We start from the raw sequence: 19,660 nt of genomic DNA, 5'->3' as shown, positions 1-19,660 counted from the left end.
GCGGACCCGGCCGGGGCGCCCGGTAGGGCGCCAGGTGGGGGGCCGGGTCGGGGTCGGCCGCGTCGAGCCGGTGGACATGGCGGGACTCCCGATGGGCGAACGGCGTTCAGCGGCGTTCGGTGACGGCCGGCGGACCGGAGGGATGCGGCACGGTGGTGAGCGGCGCACGCCCCGACGCGGGCAGCGCCTCCGACTGCGCCGCGGACGGCGCCGGACGGCGCGCGGCGAGCGGCACGGCCGGCGCCACGGCCGTCTCGCCCAGCACCACCCGCCGTACGACGCGCTCGGCGGCGCGCCCGTCGTCGTGCGGGCAGAACCGCTCACGGAACGCGGCCCGCAGCTGCGCCGAGCGGGAGCCGCGCCAGTGCCCGGTGGTGAAGATGTCGATCAGCTCGTCCTCGCTGCGCGCGACCGCGCCCGGCGGGAAGGACCGCAGGTCGAAGTAGGTGCCGCGGGCCGCCTCGTACGCCTCCCAGTCGTCGGCGTGGATCACGATCGGCCGGTCCAGGTTGGCGTAGTCGAACATGAGGGACGAGTAGTCGGTGAGCAGGGCGTCCGAGGCCAGGCAGAGCGACTCCACGCTCGGGTGGTCGCTGACGTCGATGACGCCGGGCGTGCCGCGCTCGAGCGGGCTCTCCTGCCAGTAGTGGGCGCGGGCCAGGACGACGAAGCGCGGCCCCAGCCGGCGCATGACGCGCTCCAGGTCGAGGTGGCAGCGCTGGACGCGGCGGTAGTCGCGGTGGGTGGGCGCGTACAGCACGGCGACCTTGCCGCGGGGGATGCCGAGGGACTCGCGCAGCCGGGCCACGTCCGCGCCGGTCGCCCGCAGCAGGACGTCGTTGCGGGGATAGCCGTACTCGAGGGTCTCGTAGCGGCCCGGGTAGACCCGCTCCCAGGTGAGGGTGGTGTGGCGGTTCGCCGACAGCACGTAGTCCCACTTGTCGACGCCCCGCAGGAGCTCCGCGAAGTCCATGTCGCGGGCGGCCGCCGGACGCTCCTGGAGGTCGAGGCCCATGTGCTTGAGGGGGGTGCCGTGCTGGGTCTGCACGAAGACCTGGCCGGGACGCTTGACCAGCCGCCGGTCGAAGTTGACGTTGTTGACGAGGTACTTGGAGCGGGCCAGCGCCGTCCAGTAGGCGGCCGTGCCGGGGCGCACCTGACGCGGACCCGGCGGGACGGCCTCCCGGTGCTCGGGGCGGGCCACCCACGCGGTGCGCACCTGCGGTGCGAAGGCGCGGAACGCGGCCTCCAGCGCGCCCGGGTTGCAGCTGTGTCCGCGGCCCCAGTAGGCGGCGAACACGGCCCGGTCGGCGCGCAGCGGCAGCCGCAGCTGCACCCGGTAGTGGGCCTGCAGAACGGCCGCCTTGAGGGCGCGGGCGAGCTTCGACACGGCCTTGTGGGTGCGCCGGCGCACGGTCATGGACGCCTGGAGCGCCCGGTAGACGCGGTGCACGCCGAAGTGGACCAGGGTGTGCCGCAGCCGCGAGCGCAGCGGGACCGAGGCGCCCGGGGTGCGGTAACGGCGATAGTGGGCGCGGGCCTTGCGCAGGAACTCGGCGCGCGAGCCGCGCGGCAGGCGCTCGCGCTTGGTGAACACCGTGGAGAGGTGGTCGACCATGCGGCGGAACAGCACCGGCCGCCACTGGGCGAGTTCGGGGCGCTGCTCGAGGAACGCGAAGACCCGGTCGTACTGCTCGAAGACGTCGAAGTGGCCGCGGCTCGTGGTGGACAGGATGTTGCCCCGGCGGCGCTGGCGGTAGTGCACGCACACCCGGTCCAGCGTCGCGATCGACTTCGCCGACAGCAGCGCCGGATACGTCCACGGGGTGTCCTCGTAGTAGCCGGGCGGGAAGACCAGGCCCACGCTCTCGACGAACTCCCGCCGGTAGGCCTTGTTCCAGGCCACCATCAGCACCCGCAGCAGCCCGGGGCGGTCCGCCAGCCGGAACGGAGCCGGGCCCTCCTCGCCGAGCTGCCCGGCGAACTTGTTGCGGACCGACTCACCCGTCCAGTACGTGCTCGCGTAGTCGTAGACCAGGACGTCCGGATCGCCCGTCTCCCGCAGCCGGTCGGCGATCGCGTGCAGCGCGCCCGGGGTGAGCGTGTCGTCGGAGTCGAGGAACACCAGGTAGTCGCCGGTCGCCCGCTCCAGGCCCGCGTTGCGGGCGCGCCCCAGACCGACGTTCTCCGGCAGGTGCACGGCGCGCACCCGCGTGTCCCGGGCCGCGAACTCGTCGATGATCTCGCCGCAGGCGTCCGGCGAGCAGTCGTCGACGGCGATCACCTCGAGGTCGGCGCAGGACTGGGACAGCACCGACTCGAGGCACTCGTGCAGGTACGCCTGAACCTTGTACGCGGGAACGATGACACTGAACCTGGGCAAGGGACATCCATGGGTCGGCGCGGGCGGTAGACAGGGCCTTGCCCGGAAACGGCCGATGGAGTGACGCGGTTACGGTTTCTGTGGCATACGGGGGAATTCGGGGTGAACGAAGCAGGGCGGACGGGTGACACTGTCCGCCCTGCCGTGCGCGGCTACTTGACCGCGCCCGCCATCACCCCCGACACGAACTGCCGCTGGAACGCGAAGAAGACGGCCAGCGGGATCACCATCGAGATGAACGCGCCGGGCGCCAGCACGTCGATGTTGTTGCCGAACTGCCGTACCTGGGTCTGCAGGGCGACCGTGATGGGCTGGCTGCCGGCGTCGCTGAACACCAGCGCGACCAGCATGTCGTTCCACACCCACAGGAACTGGAAGATGGCCAGCGACGCGATCGCCGGACCGCCGAGCGGCATCACGACCCGGGCGAACAGCCGCAGTTCGCCCGCCCCGTCGAGACGGGCCGCCTCCAGCAGCTCGCGCGGGATCTCCGCGAAGAAGTTCCGCAGCAGGAACACCGCGAAGGGCAGCCCGAACCCGACGTGGAACAGCACCACGCCCATGATCGACCCGAACAGGCCGATCTTGCCGAACAGTTCGGCGATCGGGATCAGCGCCACCTGCACCGGCACCACCAGCAGCCCCACGACGGCGAGGAACCACCAGTCGCGGCCGGGGAACTCCATCCACGCGAACGCGTATCCCGCGAGCGAGCCGATGACGACGACCAGGACCGTCGCCGGCACCGTGATCAGCACGGTGTTGACGAGCGAGTCGGTGATGTCGCCGTTCTCCAGCAGCTTCTGATAGCTGTCGAACGTCAGCTGGGACGGCTTGGCGAACACCTCCCACCAGCCGCTGGCGCTCATGTCCTCGGGGGGCCGCAGCGAGGAGATCAGCAGCCCCACCGTCGGCACCAGCCAGAACAGGCCGACGACGATCAGGAAGGCGCGGACCAGCCCGCCGTTGAGCTTGTCCATGACCCAGGCGAGTCGCTTCGTCACCGCCGCACCTCCCGTCGCAGCCGCCGCACGTTGAACCACATCACCGGAATCACCAGGAGCAGCAGGAACACCGCGATCGCGCTGGCGACGCCCGGCTGGTCCTCGGAGAAGCCCTTGCGGTACAGCTCCAGGGCGAGCACGTTCGCGTCGTCCTGCGAGGAGCCCGGGGCGATGATGAACACCAGGTCGAACACCTTCAGCACGTTGATCATCAGAGTGACGGCGACGACCGCGAGGACCGGCGCGAGAAGCGGGACGGTGACCCTGCGGAACACCTGCCACTCGTTGGCGCCGTCCACGCGTGCCGCTTCCAGCAGCTCGCGCGGCACCCCGGCCAGCCCGGCCGCGATCAGCACCATCGCGAAGCCCGCCCACATCCAGATGTACGAGCCGATGATCGCCGGCGTGACCAGCGAGGGGCCCAGCCAGTCCAGGCCGTTGTACGCCTCCGTGAAGTTGCTCGCGGGGAGCCGCAGCAGGGCGCCGTCGGCCGCGGCCGGAAGCGTGAAGGTGCCGTCGGCGGCCGCTTTCGTCGACGCGACGACCTTGCCGTCCTTCACCGCCTCGATCCGCATCCCGGTGTAGCCCAGCTCGGAGGGGTCGGGGACGCCGAGCCTGCCGACGCCCTTGCCGCGGGTGAAGTCCTGCCAGGCGGTGCCGGTGACCTTCCCCGGCTCGGGCCGCGCCGCCACGGCCCCCTTCGCCCCGCCCGGCATCTGGTCGGGCGCGACGCCGACCAGGGGAAGCGAGACCGGGTCTCCGGCGCGCACCGCCGACCGGGTGACGAAGCCGCCGCCCTTCTCGGACCGCAGCGGCGAGTCGCGGCCCGGGTGCGCCTTCGGGAACGCCGACGCCTCGGCGAACGTGTCGTGCACGCCCACCCACACCGCGTTGGCGACGCCCTTGTCCGGGTCCTGGTCGTAGACCAGCCGGAAGATGATGCCGGCGGCGAGCATCGAGATCGCCATCGGCATGAAGACGACCAGCTTGAACGCGGTGCCCCAGCGCACCCGTTCGGTCAGCACCGCGAAGATCAGACCGAGCGCGGTCGCCACCGTCGGCGCGAACACCACCCAGATCACGTTGTTCTTCAGCGCGGTGCGGATGCCGTCGTCCGTGAAGAGGGCCCGGTAGTTGTCGGCTCCGGCGAAGCCGTCGCCGGACTGGTCGTAGAAGCTGCGCACGACCGAGTACCCGATGGGGTAGACCACGAGCGCGCCGAGCAGCACGAGGGCGGGCAGCAGGAACAGCGCCGCCACCGTCCTGCGGGTGCCGGTCACGCTCCTGCGCGTGCGGGGAGGGGCGGGGGCTCCGGGAGCCCCCGCCGTCGCGGGCGTCGTCACGCCGCGTCAGTTCCCGTACGCCGCGGCCGCGCCCGACTCCAGCGTCGCCTGGGTGCCGGCCACGTTCGTCGGGTTCTTCAGGAAGTCCTGCAGCGCCTTCCACTCGCCCTTGCCGGGCGTGCCGCCGAAGGCCTGCGGGGCCTGGTCGGACATGTCGAAGCGGAAGTCGTCGCCGGCCGCGATCAGCGCCTTGGCCATCCTCTGCTGCACCGGGTTCGGGTACGCCGACTCCGGCACGTTCTTGTTGGGCGAGAGGTAGCCGCCCAGCTTCGCCTGGATGGTCGCCGCTTCCGGCGAGGCCAGGAAGGTGGCCAGCGCCTGGGCCGCCTCGGAGTCCTTCAGGATGACCGCCGCGTCGCCGCCGGAGACCACCGGCGAGCTGCCGCCGACCGCCGGGAACGGGAACACCTTCGCGCCCGTGCCGACCTTCGCACCGGCCTGCACGATGTTGACCTGCGCGAAGTCGCCCTCGTAGACCATGGCCGCCTTGGGCTGGTCACCGCCGGAGAACGTCTGCGTCACCGACGTCGGGAAGTCGGTCTGCAGCGCCCCGGCCGCGCCGCCGGCGATGTAGTCCTTCTTGCCCCAGACCTGCGCCAGCGTCGTCAGCGCGGCCTTCACCGACGGGTCGGTCCACTTGATCTCGTGCTTGGCCAGCTGGTCGTACTTCTCCGGGCCCGCCTGCGAGAGGTAGACGTTCTCGAACCAGTCGGTCAGGGTCCAGCCGTCCGCGCCGCCCACCGAGAACGGCGTGACGCCGGAGTCGTAGACCGTCTGCGCGGTGCTGAGCAACTCGTCCCACGTCTTCGGTTCGGACGCTCCCGCGTTCTCGAAGACCTTGGCGTTGTACCAGATCAGCGACTTGTTGGCGGCCTTGTAGTAGACGCCGTACTGCTTGCCGCCGATCTTGCCGATGTCCTGCCAGCCCTGCGAGTAGTTCTTCTGCAGCTCCTTCAGGGCCGTCGCGCCCAGCGGCTTCGCCCACCCCTTGTCCACGGCCTGCTTGATGGCGCCCGGCTGCGGGAGCATCGCGACGTCCGGCGGCTGCCCGCCGGCGACCTTGGAGCCGAGGAAGTTGATGATCGGGTCCTGGGCGGGCACGAAGGTGACCTTGGCGCCCGTGCGCTTCTCGAACTGCGCGAGGACCTTCTTGAAGTTGGCCTGCTCGGCGCCGGTCCAGACGGCGGCCACCTCCAGGCTCTTGCCGTCCAGCTTGGGAAGGGTGACGGAGGCGCCGGTCTCCTCGGCCGTCGTGCCGCCGTCGCTGCTCTTGTCGTCGTCGCTTCCGCAGGCGCCGAGCGAGAGCGCCAGGGCCCCCGCCAGGAGCGTGGCCGCCGCCCTCACGGTCCTGCGTGTCCGGATGGTGTTGCTCGTACTGCGCATCACTGCCCCGTTCTTCGTTCGTCGTCGAACGTTGAGCGCTGTCCCGTGGCAACTGGTCTACGCCGGGTGCTGGGGGTCGGCAAGAGCGCCCACGCTGTCAAGCGGGGGATCGTGACCGCGTCGTGATCGTGAGCGCCGCCCGCGGGGCGGCGCGCCTCGGCGGCCGGGCCTCACACCCCCGACGGGCTGGACCGGGCGGTGTGCCGGCCGGCCGCCCTCTCCAGGGCGCTCGCCAGGAGGGCCAGGTCGGTGGGGCCGTTGCCCAGTTCCCGCACGGGTCTGCGGGTGGGCGGATCGCCCATGCGGCGCCAGTCCACGGGGACCACGGTGGGGCGCTGGGTCGCCGTGCGGGGGATGCGGCCCGTGACACGGCCGCCCTGGAAGGGCGTCGGACGGCCGTCCGCGCCGTGGAGGCGGCCACGGCCCGGCGCCGGTTCGTCCGGTCCGGAGCCCGGCGCGTCGAGGGTGATGCGCACGGTGGCGCGGCGGGCCGGCTCGGACTCCGCGGTACGGCCGCCGGGCCCGGTCGCGGCCACCAGATGGACGCCGAGGCGCTCGCCCTCGCGGGCCACCGCCTCCAGCGCCCGCATCACCGAGCCGGCGGCGGGCCGGCCCGGGGAACCCAGGGCGGGGGAGACGAGCGCGTCCAGGTCGTCGACGACGACCACCAGACGGGGCAGCGGGGGCGGCGTCTCGGCCCGCTGCCGGGCCGCCGCCCCGGGCCGCAGCCGGAGCGTCGCGCTGGACGGGCTGTCCAGATCGGCGGCGCCCGCGCCCGCCCCGACGCCCGCGCCCGCCCCGGCCGGGGGCGCTCCCGGGGTGCGCTGCGGGACGACACGGCCGGAGACCGCGCGGTGCATGTGCCACTGCGCGAAGTCGGAGCGGTCCAGCAGCTCGGCCCGCCGCTTCAGCTCGGCGCTCAGCGACTGCGCGAACTCCCGCATGTGGACCGGGTCGTTGGCGGTGAGATGGGCGCTGACGTGCGGGACGTCCGTGCACACCCGCAGGCCGTCGCCGGCGCCGCCCTGGCCCACGGTGTCGCGGCCGTCCAGCAGGATCACGCCGAGCCGCTCGGGCCGTTCGGCGGCGGCCAGCGAGGCGACGAACGCCCGGAGCAGCTCGGTGCGCCCGCTGCCGCCCGGCCCCTCGATCAGCACGTGCGGGCCCTCGGCCACGAGGTCGACGCCGACCGGGCCGCGCGGGCCCGCGCCGAGCACGGCACGCACCCGTCCGCCCAGCGCGGCGGTGTCGTCGGCCGCGTCCGCCCAGCGGGCCATCAGGGACGCGGGCGTCGCCCGGGCGAGACCCAGCTCGTCCAGCAGCCGGGCCGACGGCGGCAGCGGCGCGGACACCCGCGGGTGCCCCTCGCCCGCCCCCGCGCCGTCCGGGCGCAACGGCGCGAGCGCCCGCGCGAAGCGCTCGGCCCAGGCGGCGGAGACCGCGTCCACCGCGCCGACCGTGCCCGGTCCCACCGGGCCGGGCCGCTCCGTCCGCGCTCCGGCCGGCGCGACCCGCAGCAGCCGCAGCGCCGTCGCCACGTCCCCGCTGAGCAGCGCGACCGCCCCGCACGCACGGAACGTGGGCGCCGCCGCGCAGGCCGCCTCGTAGGTGTCGGTCACCGGCGAGGAGGGCGAGGCGGCGGGCGTCTCCGCCAGGCACACCACGTGTATCCCGGCGCGCGGACCGGCCGCCGCCAGCCGTGCCACCGCCTGCCGCAGATCGGCGCCGCCGGGATCGCCGTCCACGACGACCACCGTGTACGGGCCGGGGAAGCCGCCGAAGGCAGGGTCGTCCGCCACCGCCCAGGAGGGGCGGCGGACCGTGTCCCGGGGCGGGGACGCCTGTCCGGGGACCGGCGGGGACGCCTGGCCGGGGACGACCGCCCGCGAACCGCCCGGTCCGCCCGCGCCGCCCGGTCCGGCCGCGTCGCCCGGTCCGCCCGCGCCGCCCGGTCCGGCCGCGTCGCCCGCCCGTCCCGCGCCGTCGGTTCCGCCCGCGTGGTCCGCGAGGCAGTCCTCCAGGCGGCGCAGGAGTTCGTCCGTGCGGGCCGCGGCCTGGTCGCGGTCGTAGGCGAGGAGCAGCCGGCAGTCCTGTCCGTGCCCGGGGCGCAGATGGGGCAGCCAGCCCAGCCAGGACCACTCGGCGGTGCGCTCCTCCTCGGAACGCCCCCGGTCCGTGCTGATCAGGACGATCTCCAGGGCGTCGGGGGAGTGCAGCGCGGCGAGCTGGGCCAGCACCGCGCGCGCCAGCCCGGACAGCCGCGGGCGCGGCCCGGCCAGGCCGAGCGCGCCGACCTCGCGCAGATCCGCCGTGACCGGCACCGCGGGCAGCAGACCCGAGCCGTCGGGCGCCGCCCGGTCGGCCGTGCCGAGCCGCACGGTGAGCGCCTCCGGGTGCCCCGGCCCGCGCTCCCACAGCCGGGGGCCGGGGCCCAGCGCCGTCAGCAGCAGCGCCGCCGGGTCGGGCCAGGTCTCGGGCGCGGCGGGCACGGCGGCCGAAGGCCGGTCCTCGGCCGCTGCCGTCTCCCCGTCGGGCGCGCCGGCGGCGGACTCGTCCTGGCCGCCGCCGCGGCCTCCGGCCAGCCGTCGCGCCCAGGCGGAGAGGCCTCCGCGGCGGCGCACGCCCGCCGGGACGTCGGTACCGCGCAGGGGGGTGCCCTTGCGGCCGGCGCCGGCGTGGTCGACCTCCCCGGGGTCGCCGGAGGCGTCGCCGAAGGAGGGGAACGAGGAGAAGGCGCCGTCGGCCGAGGCGGAGTCGTGCCGCGAGCCGGCGCCGGTGTCATCGGCGCCCGAGGTCGCGGGGTGGGCGGTGTGCGGTCCGCGGGCGCCCTCGTCGTGCGCGGCCGGGAACGCGCCGATGCCCGCGTGGCCGCCGTGGGTGGCGGCGGAACCCCCGCCCGCCGCGCGCGCGGAACCCTCGCCCGCGAACCGGCTCTCGATGCGCGGCGCCGCGCCCTGGCCCGGTACGACGGGGGACGCGCGGGGGATGTCCCGGGCGCCCCGCAGCCGTTCGCCGCGGGCGTCCCCCGAGGCGCTCCAGTCCGCGGCGCCGTACGCGTGGCCGGTCTCACCCGACGGTCCCGCCGGTTGCGTCGACTGCGTCGGCCCCACCGCTCCTGTGGCGCTCGGCGGACCCCCCACGCCCGCGGGAGCGCCGCCCGAAGGCCCGGTCATGGGGACGTCGCCCGAAGACCCGGCGGTGGATCCGGCCGCCGTGTCCCCGTCCCGGCAGGGCACCCGTACGTGCCCCTCGCCGTCCGGCGTCGTCGCCACCCGGGGGCCCGGGCCGCCGGGCGGGGCCAGCCGCAGGGCCGACTCGCCGACCCGCAACAGGGCGCCGGGGGCGAGGCGCACGGGACGGGTCTGCACGCGCGTGCCGTCCAGCGCGGTGCCGTTGGTGGAGCCGAGGTCGGCGACCGTGACCCGCCCGTCGGCCGAGAGCGTCACCGCGCAGTGCAGCCGGGAGACGTCCGGGTCGTCCAGCGGGATGTCGGCGTCGGCCGAACGGCCCACCCGGACCTGGCCGCCGTGCAGCAGGTGCACTCCGCCCGCGTCCGGCCCGGCCACCACGTGCAGGCGGGCCGGGGCCTCGTCGACCTCGGGATGCGGCTCGGGGTCGGCCGGCGCGCCCAGGGACAGCACCGCGCCGTCGATCAGCGGGGGCTCGCCGAGAGTGCACCGGCGGCCGTCGAGCCGCTCCACGCCCGCGTACAGCACGACCGCCGCGGCGGACGGCGACGAGGCGGAGCCCTCCCCGCTGACGGCGGCGGCCAGCGCGGACGCCACCTCGGCCAGGGCCGTGCCGGCGGGAGCGGTGACCAGTACGTCGCAGCTCGCGGCCCGGGCCCGGGCGTCGGCAGGCGGGCCGGGCGGGCCCTGCGGGTCTACGACGGTCAGCCGGATCTGCATCGCCGTCAGCGGTCCCTTCTGCACGGGCGCGGGCTTCCCCCCCACCCCACACGAGCACAGCGGCCAGTACTGCAGGCATCCTCGCACCTGTCACTGACAACGCGCCCACCAGCCGGGGACAAGTGATCTTGATTGGTCGGCTCTGCCCGTAAAAGTGCCGGACAAGTGGCCCGCCGACGATCAGTTGAGATCGGTCACGTCCGGCTCGGGCAACCAAGACGACCGGGCAAAACGTCTTTCCTTCGAAATGCGACGACCGCCCGGTGTCAGCACCGCGGCACTACAGTGGGTCGGAACACCGTCAGGACAGCCGAGCGGGACCGGGAAGCCCGGCGGATCGGCGGGACTGGCAGGACTGGCAAGCAAGCAGCAGGGAGCGCATGACGTGCGGCCGGTAGGCAGCAAGTACCTGCTCGAGGAGCCGCTCGGACGCGGCGCCACGGGCACCGTCTGGCGAGCCCGCCAGCGCGAGACCGCGGGCGCCGAGGCGGCCGTGGCCGGCCAGCCCGGGGAGACCGTCGCGATCAAGGTCCTCAAGGAGGAGCTCGCGAACGACCCCGACGTCGTGATGCGCTTCCTGCGGGAGCGGTCCGTGCTGCTGCGCCTGACCCACCCGAACATCGTCCGGGTCCGCGACCTGGTGGTCGAGGGCGACCTGCTGGCGCTGGTCATGGACCTCGTCGACGGTCCCGACCTGCACCGCTATCTGCGCGAGAACGGCCCCTTCACGCCGGTCGCCGCCGCCCTGCTGACCGCGCAGGTCGCCGACGCGCTCGCCGCCAGCCACGCCGACGGCGTCGTGCACCGCGACCTGAAGCCCGCCAACGTCCTGATGATGCAGAACGGCGGGCAGATGCACCCGCTGCTCACGGACTTCGGCATCGCGCGCCTCGCCGACTCCCCGGGCCTGACCCGGACCAGCGAATTCGTCGGCACGCCCGCGTACGTGGCCCCGGAGTCCGCCGAGGGCCGCCCGCAGACCTCCGCCGTCGACATTTACGGCGCCGGCATCCTGCTGTACGAGCTGGTCACCGGCCGTCCGCCGTTCTCCGGCGGCTCCGCCCTCGAGGTCCTGCACCAGCACCTGAACGCCGAGCCGCGCCGGCCCTCCACCGTCCCCGACCCGCTCTGGACGGTCATCGAGCGCTGCCTGCGCAAGAACCCCGACGACCGTCCGAGCGCCGAGAACCTCGCGCGCGGGCTGCGGATCGTCGCCGAGGGCATCGGCGTGCACGCCAACTCGATGCAGATCGCCGCGGCGGACGGCGTCGGCCATGTGCTCGCGCCCGACCCGGCGCCCGCAGCCGTGCCCGGCGGCGGCTACGACCCGAACGCCGCCACCAGCGTCCTGCCGCACACGGGCGGCCCGGCCGGCGCCGCCGACCCCACCGCCGTCCTGCCCCACACGGGCGGTCCGCACGGCGCGGCCGACCCGACGGCCGTCCTGCCGCCGGTGCCGCCGAACCAGTACGGCGGGCCGACGCCGCCGCCCGAGCAGCCGCACCCCTGGCAGACCCAGATGCAGGGCGCCCGCGACCGCAACGAGCAGACCCAGGTCCAGCAGTACCTCGACCCGGGCGAGGACCCGCTGCGCCGCCGCCCCCAGCGGCAGGTGTCCCGCCAGCCGCAGCAGCCGCCCCAGCCCTACCAGCAGCAGCGGCCGCCGCAGCGCCCCCAGCCGCAGGCCGGCTACGGGTACCCGGGGCAGCCGCAGCCGCAGCCGCAGCAGCAGTACGCGCCGGCCCAGCAGCCGCAGCAGCAGCCCCAGCGGTACGCGCCGGCGCCCACGCCCCAGCAGCAGCCGCGCCAGCGGCCGCAGGCCGAGCCCCGGCAGCCGCGCGAGCCCCGGCAGCGCGGCGCCAACCCGATGAAGATCCCCGGGCTGGGCTGCCTGAAGGGCTGCCTGTTCACGATCGTCATCCTGTTCGTGGCCGGCTGGCTGGTCTGGGAGCTGACCCCGCTGCAGGACTGGATCGGCACGGGGCAGAGCTACTGGAAGCTCATCAGCGGCTGGTTCCACGACATCACCGGATGGATCAGCGATCTGGGCTCGAGCTCCGGCGGCAGCGGCGCCGGCTGACCGTCCCGCAGGCTCCGAGCCGACCGCGAGTCCGACATGAGTCTGTGGACTTGTCGACATCCGGCGGGTGATTTCCGTCTCCGCGGTGAAGGTTGGCTCTCAGGACGCGTACTTTGATGGGCAACACGCGTCTGTAGGAGCAGCCTTGGCACGGAAGATCGGCAGCCGGTACACCGCCCACCAGATCCTGGGACGGGGCAGCGCCGGCACGGTGTGGCTGGGCGAGGGACCGGAGGGGCCCGTCGCCGTCAAGCTGCTGCGCGAGGACCTCGCCTCCGACGAGGAGCTCGTGGGGCGCTTCGTGCAGGAGCGCACCGCGCTGCTCGGCCTGGAGCACCCCCATGTGGTGTCCGTCCGCGATCTCGTGGTCGACGGCAACGACCTGGCGCTCGTCATGGACCTGGTCCGCGGCACCGACCTGCGCACCCGCCTCGAACGCGAACGGCGGCTCGCGCCGGAGGCCGCCGTGGCGATCGTGGCGGACGTCGCCGAAGGGCTGGCCGCCGCCCACGCGGCCGGGGTCGTGCACCGCGACGTCAAACCGGAGAACGTGCTCCTCGACATGCAGGGCCCGCTCGGCCCCGGCGGCTCCCACCGCGCGCTGCTGACCGACTTCGGCGTCGCTAAACTGATCGACACCCCCAAACGGACCCGCGCCACCAAGATCATCGGCACGCCCGACTACCTGGCTCCGGAGATCGTCGAGGGCCTGCCGCCACGCGCCTCCGTCGACATCTACGCGCTGGCCACGGTGCTCTACGAGCTGCTCGCGGGCTTCACCCCGTTCGGCGGCGGCCACCCGGGCGCGGTGCTGCGCCGGCATGTGACGGAGTCCGTCGCCCCGCTCCCCGGCATCCCGGACGAGTTGTGGCAGCTCATCGTGCAGTGCCTGGCGAAGGCGCCGGCGTCCCGGCTGCGGGCGTCCGAGCTGGCCGCCCGGCTGCGCGAGCAGCTGCCGTCGCTGGCCGGGATGCCGCCGCTGGACGTGGACGAGCCGGACGCCGAGCCGGAGGGCGGCGAGTCCGACGACGTGACGCCCGCCGCGTCCGCCGCGCCCGCCTCCGCGCGGCGGGAGCGACGGGGCTCGGTCCCGCTGGTGCCGGGCGCGAAGCCGGACTCCAACCGGGACACCCACACGTCGATGCGGGTGCCCGCGCCGGACGAGCTGGCGGGCGGGGCGCACGGCACCGCGCGGGTGCCGAGGGCCGCCGGGGCGCCGCGTCCCGGCTCGGCACGCAACCGTTCCGCCGCCCGCCGCCGACGCATCACGCTGAGCGTGGCGGCGGCCGCGCTGGTCGCGGCAGCCGGCATCGGCACCTGGGCGCTCACCTCGGGCGACGACGCAGGAGCCACCCCGCAGGACACGAAGAGCAGCTCTGCAACGGCGACGCCCTAGGGAAGTTCGCGAAGCGGTCCTTTGAACGCCGAAAGGCGGAGGCGAATTCACTGGATCTCCCCGGCGGCTGAATGGGGAGCGGATGGATGTGCCACACCGCCCGCGCTGGTCCGCTCAGGGCTGCTGCTCGCGTCTTTGCGTACGCCGGCCGACGCTCGGCCGGACGGGTGGGAACGGGCGCGTCGCGCTGACCTGGCGCGGCATCTTGCCAGACGGGTTACTCGCGTCCTTACTGCACCCACCAGCGGTGCAGGGCGCTCTGGTCACGGCGGGAGCGCTGCGCTTGGTGATGTCACCTTGACGGGAGGTAACTGAGAGGCCTTGGATGTGGGGACTTGAAGATCACGTGACTGTGGGGGCGTCTCAGTGCGAATTAAGCGGGGCGGCAGAGGCTCGACAGAATGTCATGCCCATGCCTTACTGGGGGGTTTCGGGGCGGTATCCGTCACTTGCGTTGCGCTACTGGCGGTTGGTGTCGCACCCGTTCAGCGGGCGTCCGCCTTTCCCCTTACGGGTACAGTGGGTGCTCCCAACGAGGCGCAGCAGGCGTTGGCGCAGGCGGAAAAGTCGGGTCGACAGGTCGAGGTGAAGGGCGAACGTTCCGAGCGGACAACCGTCTATGCGAATCCTGACGGCTTCAGCTTCACGTTGCAGGAGTCCGCAGTTCCCGTTCGTGTGGCAAAACCGGGAGGCGGTTGGAGGGCTCCGGATGCAACGCTGGTGAAACGTACCAACGGCGTGGTGGAACCCAAGGCATCCGCTGTGGGCATGGCCTTCTCAGGCGGAGGCGCGCAGAAGCCGCTCGCCCGGATCGAGGACGAGGGAAAGTCGCTGGAACTGCGGTGGCCCGGGACGCTTCCGGAGCCGCAGATTGAGGGGTCCAGCGCTCTGTACGTGGAGGTGTTGCCGGGTGTGGACCTGAAGGTGAACACGACGCCGGAGAGCTTCCAACCAGTGTTTGTGGTCAAGACGGCCGAGGCAGCGACGAGCGAGAAGTTGAGAAAGCTCACGTTCGGGCTCAAGACGGTGGGCTTGGAAGTGCGCGAAGGGGCGTCCGGCAACTTCACGGCTGTCGACGACAGCGGCCGTACAGTGTTCAAATCACCGCCGGCCCAGATGTGGGACTCGGCAGGTATGGCCTCCGGGCCGCAGACGCAGTTGATGGCGGTCGGACGAGCCAGGACCGATGAGCCGCAGTCGGCCGACCGGTCGGAGACGACGCCGTCGGGTTCCGGATCCGAACCGGGGCAAGGCGACAACGTGGCCCGTATGGAGGTCGCGATAGCCAAAGACTCGCTTTCGGTTATCCCGGACGCGGAGATGCTCACTAAATCCAAGGAATCGGCATTCCCCCTGTTCATAGACCCGACCATCACCTGGGGTCAGTCGGAACGCACACTACTGCGTAGCGACGGCTACGAGTCGTACGGTTGGAACAACGGTGACGACGATCTCGGGAAAGGCGTCGGCAAGTGCGGCACCTGGAACGGCTATTACTGTGGCCCGGGCTATACACAGCGCCTGTATTTCGAGTTCTCGCCTGCCAGCCTGAAGGGCAAGAAGGTTCTGGACGCCACTTTCAGGGTGACGGAGCCCTGGGCGTTCCAGTGTGATCCGCGTTGGGTTGACCTGGTTCGGACGAACAACATCTCATCCTCCACCACGTGGTCGACACGGCCGGCGGAGCTGGACCTCATGGTGGACCGCAATGTCTCAGCCGGTCGCGGCTCGCTGTGCGACCCAGATTCGCCGGATGCGCCCATTGAGTTCAACGACAGCGCGGAGGAGAAGAACGAGAACTTGACGCCGACAGTGCGCGACTTCGCTGCGGGCAAGTTCTCCATGCTCACGCTCGAGGTCCGGGCGCACGACGAGTCTGACGCCTCGGCGTGGAAGCGGTTCAAGAACGATGCCGTAATCGCAGTGAAGTACGTGGGGCTGCCAGCCCTGCCCACCGAGGTCGGTGTGACCACAGGCTCTTCATATGTGTGCTCGAGCAGCTCGGCGTCTCCGAATATGGTGTCCGACCCAACGCCGCAGGTGCAGGGCAAGCCAAGGACTGCCTCCGGCGGTTCGGCCGGCGCGAGTCTTCGGATCCGGTGGCGGACGGAGAAGTACGACGGTACGACGTGGACTGTCGCCCACACGGACATCGACGGTCCGACATCCGGCTATGTCGGAGATTCAGTCAAGCAGTCGAGAAGCTTGCCGACGCTGCAGGAAGGAGTCCTCTACCGGCTGAAGGCCGTGACACTCTCGCACTATGAAGACGGCAGTAACCGCTTGAACTCCGGTTACAGCACGCCCTGTTACTTCAAAGTCGATCCGACCGCGCCTAAGGCTCCGATGGTGACCATCGGTTCCCCGTATACCGAGTGCACGGCCAACGCCTGTACGGGCCGAGGTGGACCGGGCGTGAAGGGCACGTTCACGTTCGCGCCTGCGCCGGGGGAGACGAATGTCGCGGGCTACCAGTACAGGTTGTCTGGTGAGGAGGCGTGGTCGGCTGACCAGATGGGCTTGACCAAGACGATCACCTTCGCGCCGGATAAGTCAGGCCTGACCACGCTGTATGCGCGAGCCAAAGACAGCGTCGGCACCGGCCGCTACGGCGCGGAGATGGCAGTCGACTTCCTGGTGAGTGCGGGCGAGGGGCCGGTCGGGCGGTGGCACTTCGCAGAGGCGAGCGGTGCTGCGTTGGACTCGGCGACATCCGATGGCGAGGACAACGCCACGCTGGCGGGTGGCGCAGTGCGCGACGACAAGGGGCGCCGTGGAGTGATCACGAAGGACTCCAGTGGCCTTCCGCTGGAGACGCCGGTCACTGATGCCGGCTTGTCCTTGAACGGGTCCACTGCCTACGCCCAGACGAACGCCCGTGTTCTCGAGACCCGCTCGGCCTTCACTCTTTCTGCCTGGGTACGGCTGGAACGCGACGACCGCGATGCCGCTGTGCTCTCGACGAGGGACAGCGTCAGCAGCCCGTTCCTCCTGGAGTACGAGGCGCATAACAAAACCTGGTGCTTCGGCATCCGGCAACCGGGTGCCACCGACATGTATACGGGGCAATATGCGGTCTACCCGGCACAGATCGGCGTGTGGACGCACCTGGCCGGCACCTACGATCCGTCGACGGGCAAGCTGATGCTCTATGTGGACGGCCGACGGCAGTACCAGGGCCAGAGCGTGGCAGGCTCGTACCCGTCGACCGCCCCACTGAGTTTCGGACGGCACGAGTTCAGCACGGGCCCCGGGTATTACTTCCAGGGGTCGATCGACGAAGTCGCCGTCTGGCAGCGGGCGCTGACTGCACGAGAGATCGCTGAAGAGGCCCGACTGCTGGTGGCGGGTGACACGTTTGCAGGCGTCGAACTGGTGGCGGACTGGAACGCCGAACGTGGTTCGGGTCCGACCATTCCCGACAGCACTTCCGGCTACGGCAAGAGTCTGACTCTGACGGCTGGAGCCACGCTGGAGGAGGGCGCTGCCGTGTTCGACGGGGTCGACGACGCGGCGACCACAACCGGCCCGGTGGTCAACGAGCACGGTGCGTTCACTGTGACGACTCTGGTTCAACTGGATCCCGCGAAGATCCTGGCCAAGAATGTCGGCTATGTGGGGCAAGTGCTGGGGCAGCGCACCGCGGACGGGTCTGCTTGGGGGTTCTTCTACCAGCTCACCGGCAAACCGACGGTATGGGATGAAGAGGCTCTGGAGGAGCGGACCGTTCCTGTTGGGCACTGGCACTTCGGACGTATCAACGATGACGGCAGTTTCTCGTCCGTTGTCTCCGACGACGTTGCCGAGTTGGGCAGCCCGGTGCGACTGACCGGTACGTATGACTCCTTGGAGGGAACGGTCAGTCTCTACCTCGGACACAACCAGAACGGCAGCGCCCGATCCTTCACGGTCAAGCTCGGCAGTGGTGACTTCACGATCGGAAAGGGATTTGCCGCCGGTGCCTGGAAGCATTATCTGCCCGGTCGGATATGGGAGGTGCGCCTGTGGGCGGGAGCGATGGCCAGCAGCGCGCAAATCGATGAGAGCGTCGGCGACTGAATAAGGCCTGGGGAGGGCAGCCAAGGTTGCCCTCCCCGGGAATCGAATAAGGAACATGTGCTGCGGAGGAAATGCTCTTCCACTCATACGCGGATGGGCGGTGATGTCGGGTGCTTTCGCGGCGGTTCATCACCGCCTGATTGTTTTCAGTAAATTCTTCAGTCGTCCCGTACTCGCTATGGCTGGATTTTGACGAACGGGACCGAATGGATGGGGTGAGAGGGCCGTCTGGGGTAATGCGATTGGTCGCGGCTACCGGCGGGAGGCTTCGGCTATTCAGGTAGAGGAAGCTCTCAGATGCACTTCTCGGGTTCGAGGAGAGCCCGGTCGCAGGGTCAGGCTTCCCGAGGGCGGTGCTCACCGGAGCCCGTCGGATGCCGGGTCCGTTAGGCTGGAGGCGTGGCAGTCGTCGATGTATCCGAAGAGCTCAAGTCCCTCTCCTCGACCATGGAGTCGATCGAGGCCGTTCTGGACCTCGACAAGCTGAGGGCAGACATCGCCGTGCTCGAGGAGCAGGCGGCCGCGCCGTCCCTGTGGGACAACCCGGACGAGGCGCAGAAGATCACCAGCAAGCTCTCCCACCTCCAGGCCGAGGTCAGGAAGGCCGACGCGCTGCGCGGCCGGATCGACGATCTCGCCGTGCTGTTCGAGATGGCCCAGGAGGAGGACGACCCGGACACCCTCGCGGAGGCCGAGTCCGAGCTCACTTCCGTCAGGAAGGCGCTCGACGAGATGGAGGTGCGCACGCTCCTCAGCGGGGAGTACGACGCCCGTGAGGCGCTCGTTAACATCCGCGCCGAGGCGGGCGGCGTCGACGCGGCCGACTTCGCCGAGAAGCTGCAGCGCATGTACCTGCGGTGGGCGGAGCAGAAGGGCTACAAGACCGAGGTCTACGAGACGTCGTACGCCGAAGAGGCCGGCATCAAGTCGACCACCTTCGCCGTGCAGGTGCCGTACGCCTACGGCACGCTCTCCGTGGAGCAGGGCACGCACCGCCTCGTGCGCATCTCGCCGTTCGACAACCAGGGCCGTCGGCAGACCTCCTTCGCGGGCGTCGAGATCCTCCCCGTGGTCGAGCAGACCGACCACATCGAGATCGACGAGTCCGAGCTGCGCGTCGACGTGTACCGCTCGTCCGGTCCGGGCGGCCAGGGCGTCAACACCACCGACTCCGCGGTGCGTCTGACCCACCTTCCCACCGGCATCGTCGTCTCCTGTCAGAACGAGCGGTCGCAGATCCAGAACAAGGCGACGGCCATGAACGTCCTCCAGGCGAAGCTGCTGGAGCGGCAACGCCAGGAGGAGCGGGCCAAGATGGACGCCCTCAAGGACGGCGGCAGCTCCTGGGGCAACCAGATGCGTTCGTATGTCCTGCACCCGTACCAGATGGTCAAGGACCTGCGCACCGAGTACGAGGTCGGCAACCCCGAGGCCGTGTTCAACGGTGAGATCGACGGGTTCCTGGAAGCCGGAATTCGCTGGCGCAAGCAGCAGGAGAAGTAGGTTTGTCGACACAGCAACCGCCCCTGATTCAGGGGCGGTTGCTTTTTACGTCACATTCACAGCACCAACATCACGCAAAGCGCCCTGACTTGGACATTGCGTACGCAACGGCCTTGACGCTGCTTTGAAAAATGGGGAGGGTGCAGTGTGGCATGCGTATCTCCGGGGCGCATGTGAACCGGGGGGATTCAGCTAGATCTCAGCTACCCCCGTCGATCACAGCCCCCGGCGCGGCCTCATCGACGATTCAGCTACTGGGGGTAGCAACCATATGACGAAGAAGACGCGCATCCGGGTCGCGCGCATAGCCGCCGGCGCCGTGATCGCCGCGGGCGCCTCGCTGACGGTGGCGGGCGTCGCCTCGGCCACCGGCAACGACGGCGGCCTCAGCGGTCTCGTGTCCACGTCCGGCGGGGGCGACGTCACCCCGCAGACGGGCGACGAGCCCTGCCCGATCGCGGTCTGCACGGACGGTGGCTCCGAGAACGGCGGCTCGGGCAACGGCGGCTCCGAGAACGGCGGCTCGGGCAACGGCGGCTCCGAGAACGGCGGCTCGGGCAACGGCGGCTCCGAGAACGGCGGCTCGGGCAACGGCGGCTCG

General features: G+C 71.5%; 9 protein-coding genes and 1 pseudogene. 5 read left to right on the top strand and 5 right to left on the bottom strand.

All coding sequences use genetic code 11. From position 1 onward, the window contains the following. Positions 1 to 106 precede the first annotated feature (106 nt). The 5 genes from ABT300_RS09200 to ABT300_RS09180 all read right to left on the bottom strand — a co-directional run bounded on the left by ABT300_RS09200 (position 107) and on the right by ABT300_RS09180 (position 10,021). Positions 107 to 2,383, bottom strand: coding sequence for a bifunctional glycosyltransferase/CDP-glycerol:glycerophosphate glycerophosphotransferase (locus ABT300_RS09200; protein WP_351673646.1), 2,277 nt, complete (start codon positions 2,381 to 2,383; stop codon positions 107 to 109). 152 nt (positions 2,384 to 2,535) lie between these two features. Then, entirely contained in the window at positions 2,536 to 3,363 is an 828-nt protein-coding gene (locus ABT300_RS09195; RefSeq protein WP_351673676.1) for a carbohydrate ABC transporter permease, read from the bottom strand. 20 nt (positions 3,364 to 3,383) lie between these two features. After that, positions 3,384 to 4,667, bottom strand: coding sequence for a carbohydrate ABC transporter permease (locus ABT300_RS09190; protein WP_351673644.1), 1,284 nt, complete (start codon positions 4,665 to 4,667; stop codon positions 3,384 to 3,386). 69 nt (positions 4,668 to 4,736) lie between these two features. Beyond that, on the bottom strand, positions 4,737 to 6,113 hold the full coding sequence (locus tag ABT300_RS09185; RefSeq protein ID WP_351673642.1) for an ABC transporter substrate-binding protein: 1,377 nt from the start codon (positions 6,111 to 6,113) through the stop codon (positions 4,737 to 4,739). Between the two features lie 170 nt (positions 6,114 to 6,283). Continuing rightward, complete coding sequence (locus ABT300_RS09180; RefSeq protein ID WP_351673675.1) at positions 6,284 to 10,021, bottom strand: FHA domain-containing protein; 3,738 nt, start codon at positions 10,019 to 10,021, stop codon at positions 6,284 to 6,286. A gap of 385 nt (positions 10,022 to 10,406) precedes the next feature. On the opposite strand from ABT300_RS09180, the gene ABT300_RS09175 reads away from it, so the two are divergent. The 5 genes and pseudogenes from ABT300_RS09175 to ABT300_RS09155 form a co-directional block, all read left to right on the top strand. After that, complete coding sequence (locus tag ABT300_RS09175; protein ID WP_351673640.1) at positions 10,407 to 12,101, top strand: serine/threonine-protein kinase; 1,695 nt, start codon at positions 10,407 to 10,409, stop codon at positions 12,099 to 12,101. 145 nt (positions 12,102 to 12,246) lie between these two features. Then, the gene (locus ABT300_RS09170) at positions 12,247 to 13,497 is read left to right on the top strand and encodes a serine/threonine-protein kinase (RefSeq protein WP_351673638.1); all 1,251 of its coding nucleotides are present in this window, start codon (positions 12,247 to 12,249) and stop codon (positions 13,495 to 13,497) included. A 519-nt stretch (positions 13,498 to 14,016) separates the two neighbouring features. Continuing rightward, the gene (locus tag ABT300_RS09165) at positions 14,017 to 17,556 is read left to right on the top strand and encodes a laminin G domain-containing protein (RefSeq protein WP_351673636.1); all 3,540 of its coding nucleotides are present in this window, start codon (positions 14,017 to 14,019) and stop codon (positions 17,554 to 17,556) included. A 399-nt stretch (positions 17,557 to 17,955) separates the two neighbouring features. Continuing rightward, positions 17,956 to 19,059, top strand: a complete 1,104-nt coding sequence (gene prfB, locus ABT300_RS09160) for a peptide chain release factor 2 (protein ID WP_351673634.1) — start codon at positions 17,956 to 17,958, stop codon at positions 19,057 to 19,059. A 271-nt stretch (positions 19,060 to 19,330) separates the two neighbouring features. Then, positions 19,331 to 19,660, top strand: a pseudogene (locus ABT300_RS09155) (hypothetical protein); the annotation flags it as partial.

This window comes from Streptomyces sp. NPDC001027, assembly GCF_040299045.1.
Lineage (GTDB): Bacteria > Actinomycetota > Actinomycetes > Streptomycetales > Streptomycetaceae > Streptomyces.
This window is presented reverse-complemented; position numbering and strand designations above follow the sequence as displayed.

Bases quoted from the DNA above. Each gene is read 5' to 3' on its own strand.
- ABT300_RS09195 (WP_351673676.1), bottom strand. From the start codon at position 3,363: ATGGACAAGCTCAACGGCGGGCTGGTCCGCGCCTTCCTGATCGTCGTC.
- ABT300_RS09185 (WP_351673642.1), bottom strand. From the start codon at position 6,113: ATGCGCAGTACGAGCAACACCATCCGGACACGCAGGACCGTGAGGGCG.
- ABT300_RS09180 (WP_351673675.1), bottom strand. From the start codon at position 10,021: ATGCAGATCCGGCTGACCGTCGTAGACCCGCAGGGCCCGCCCGGCCCG.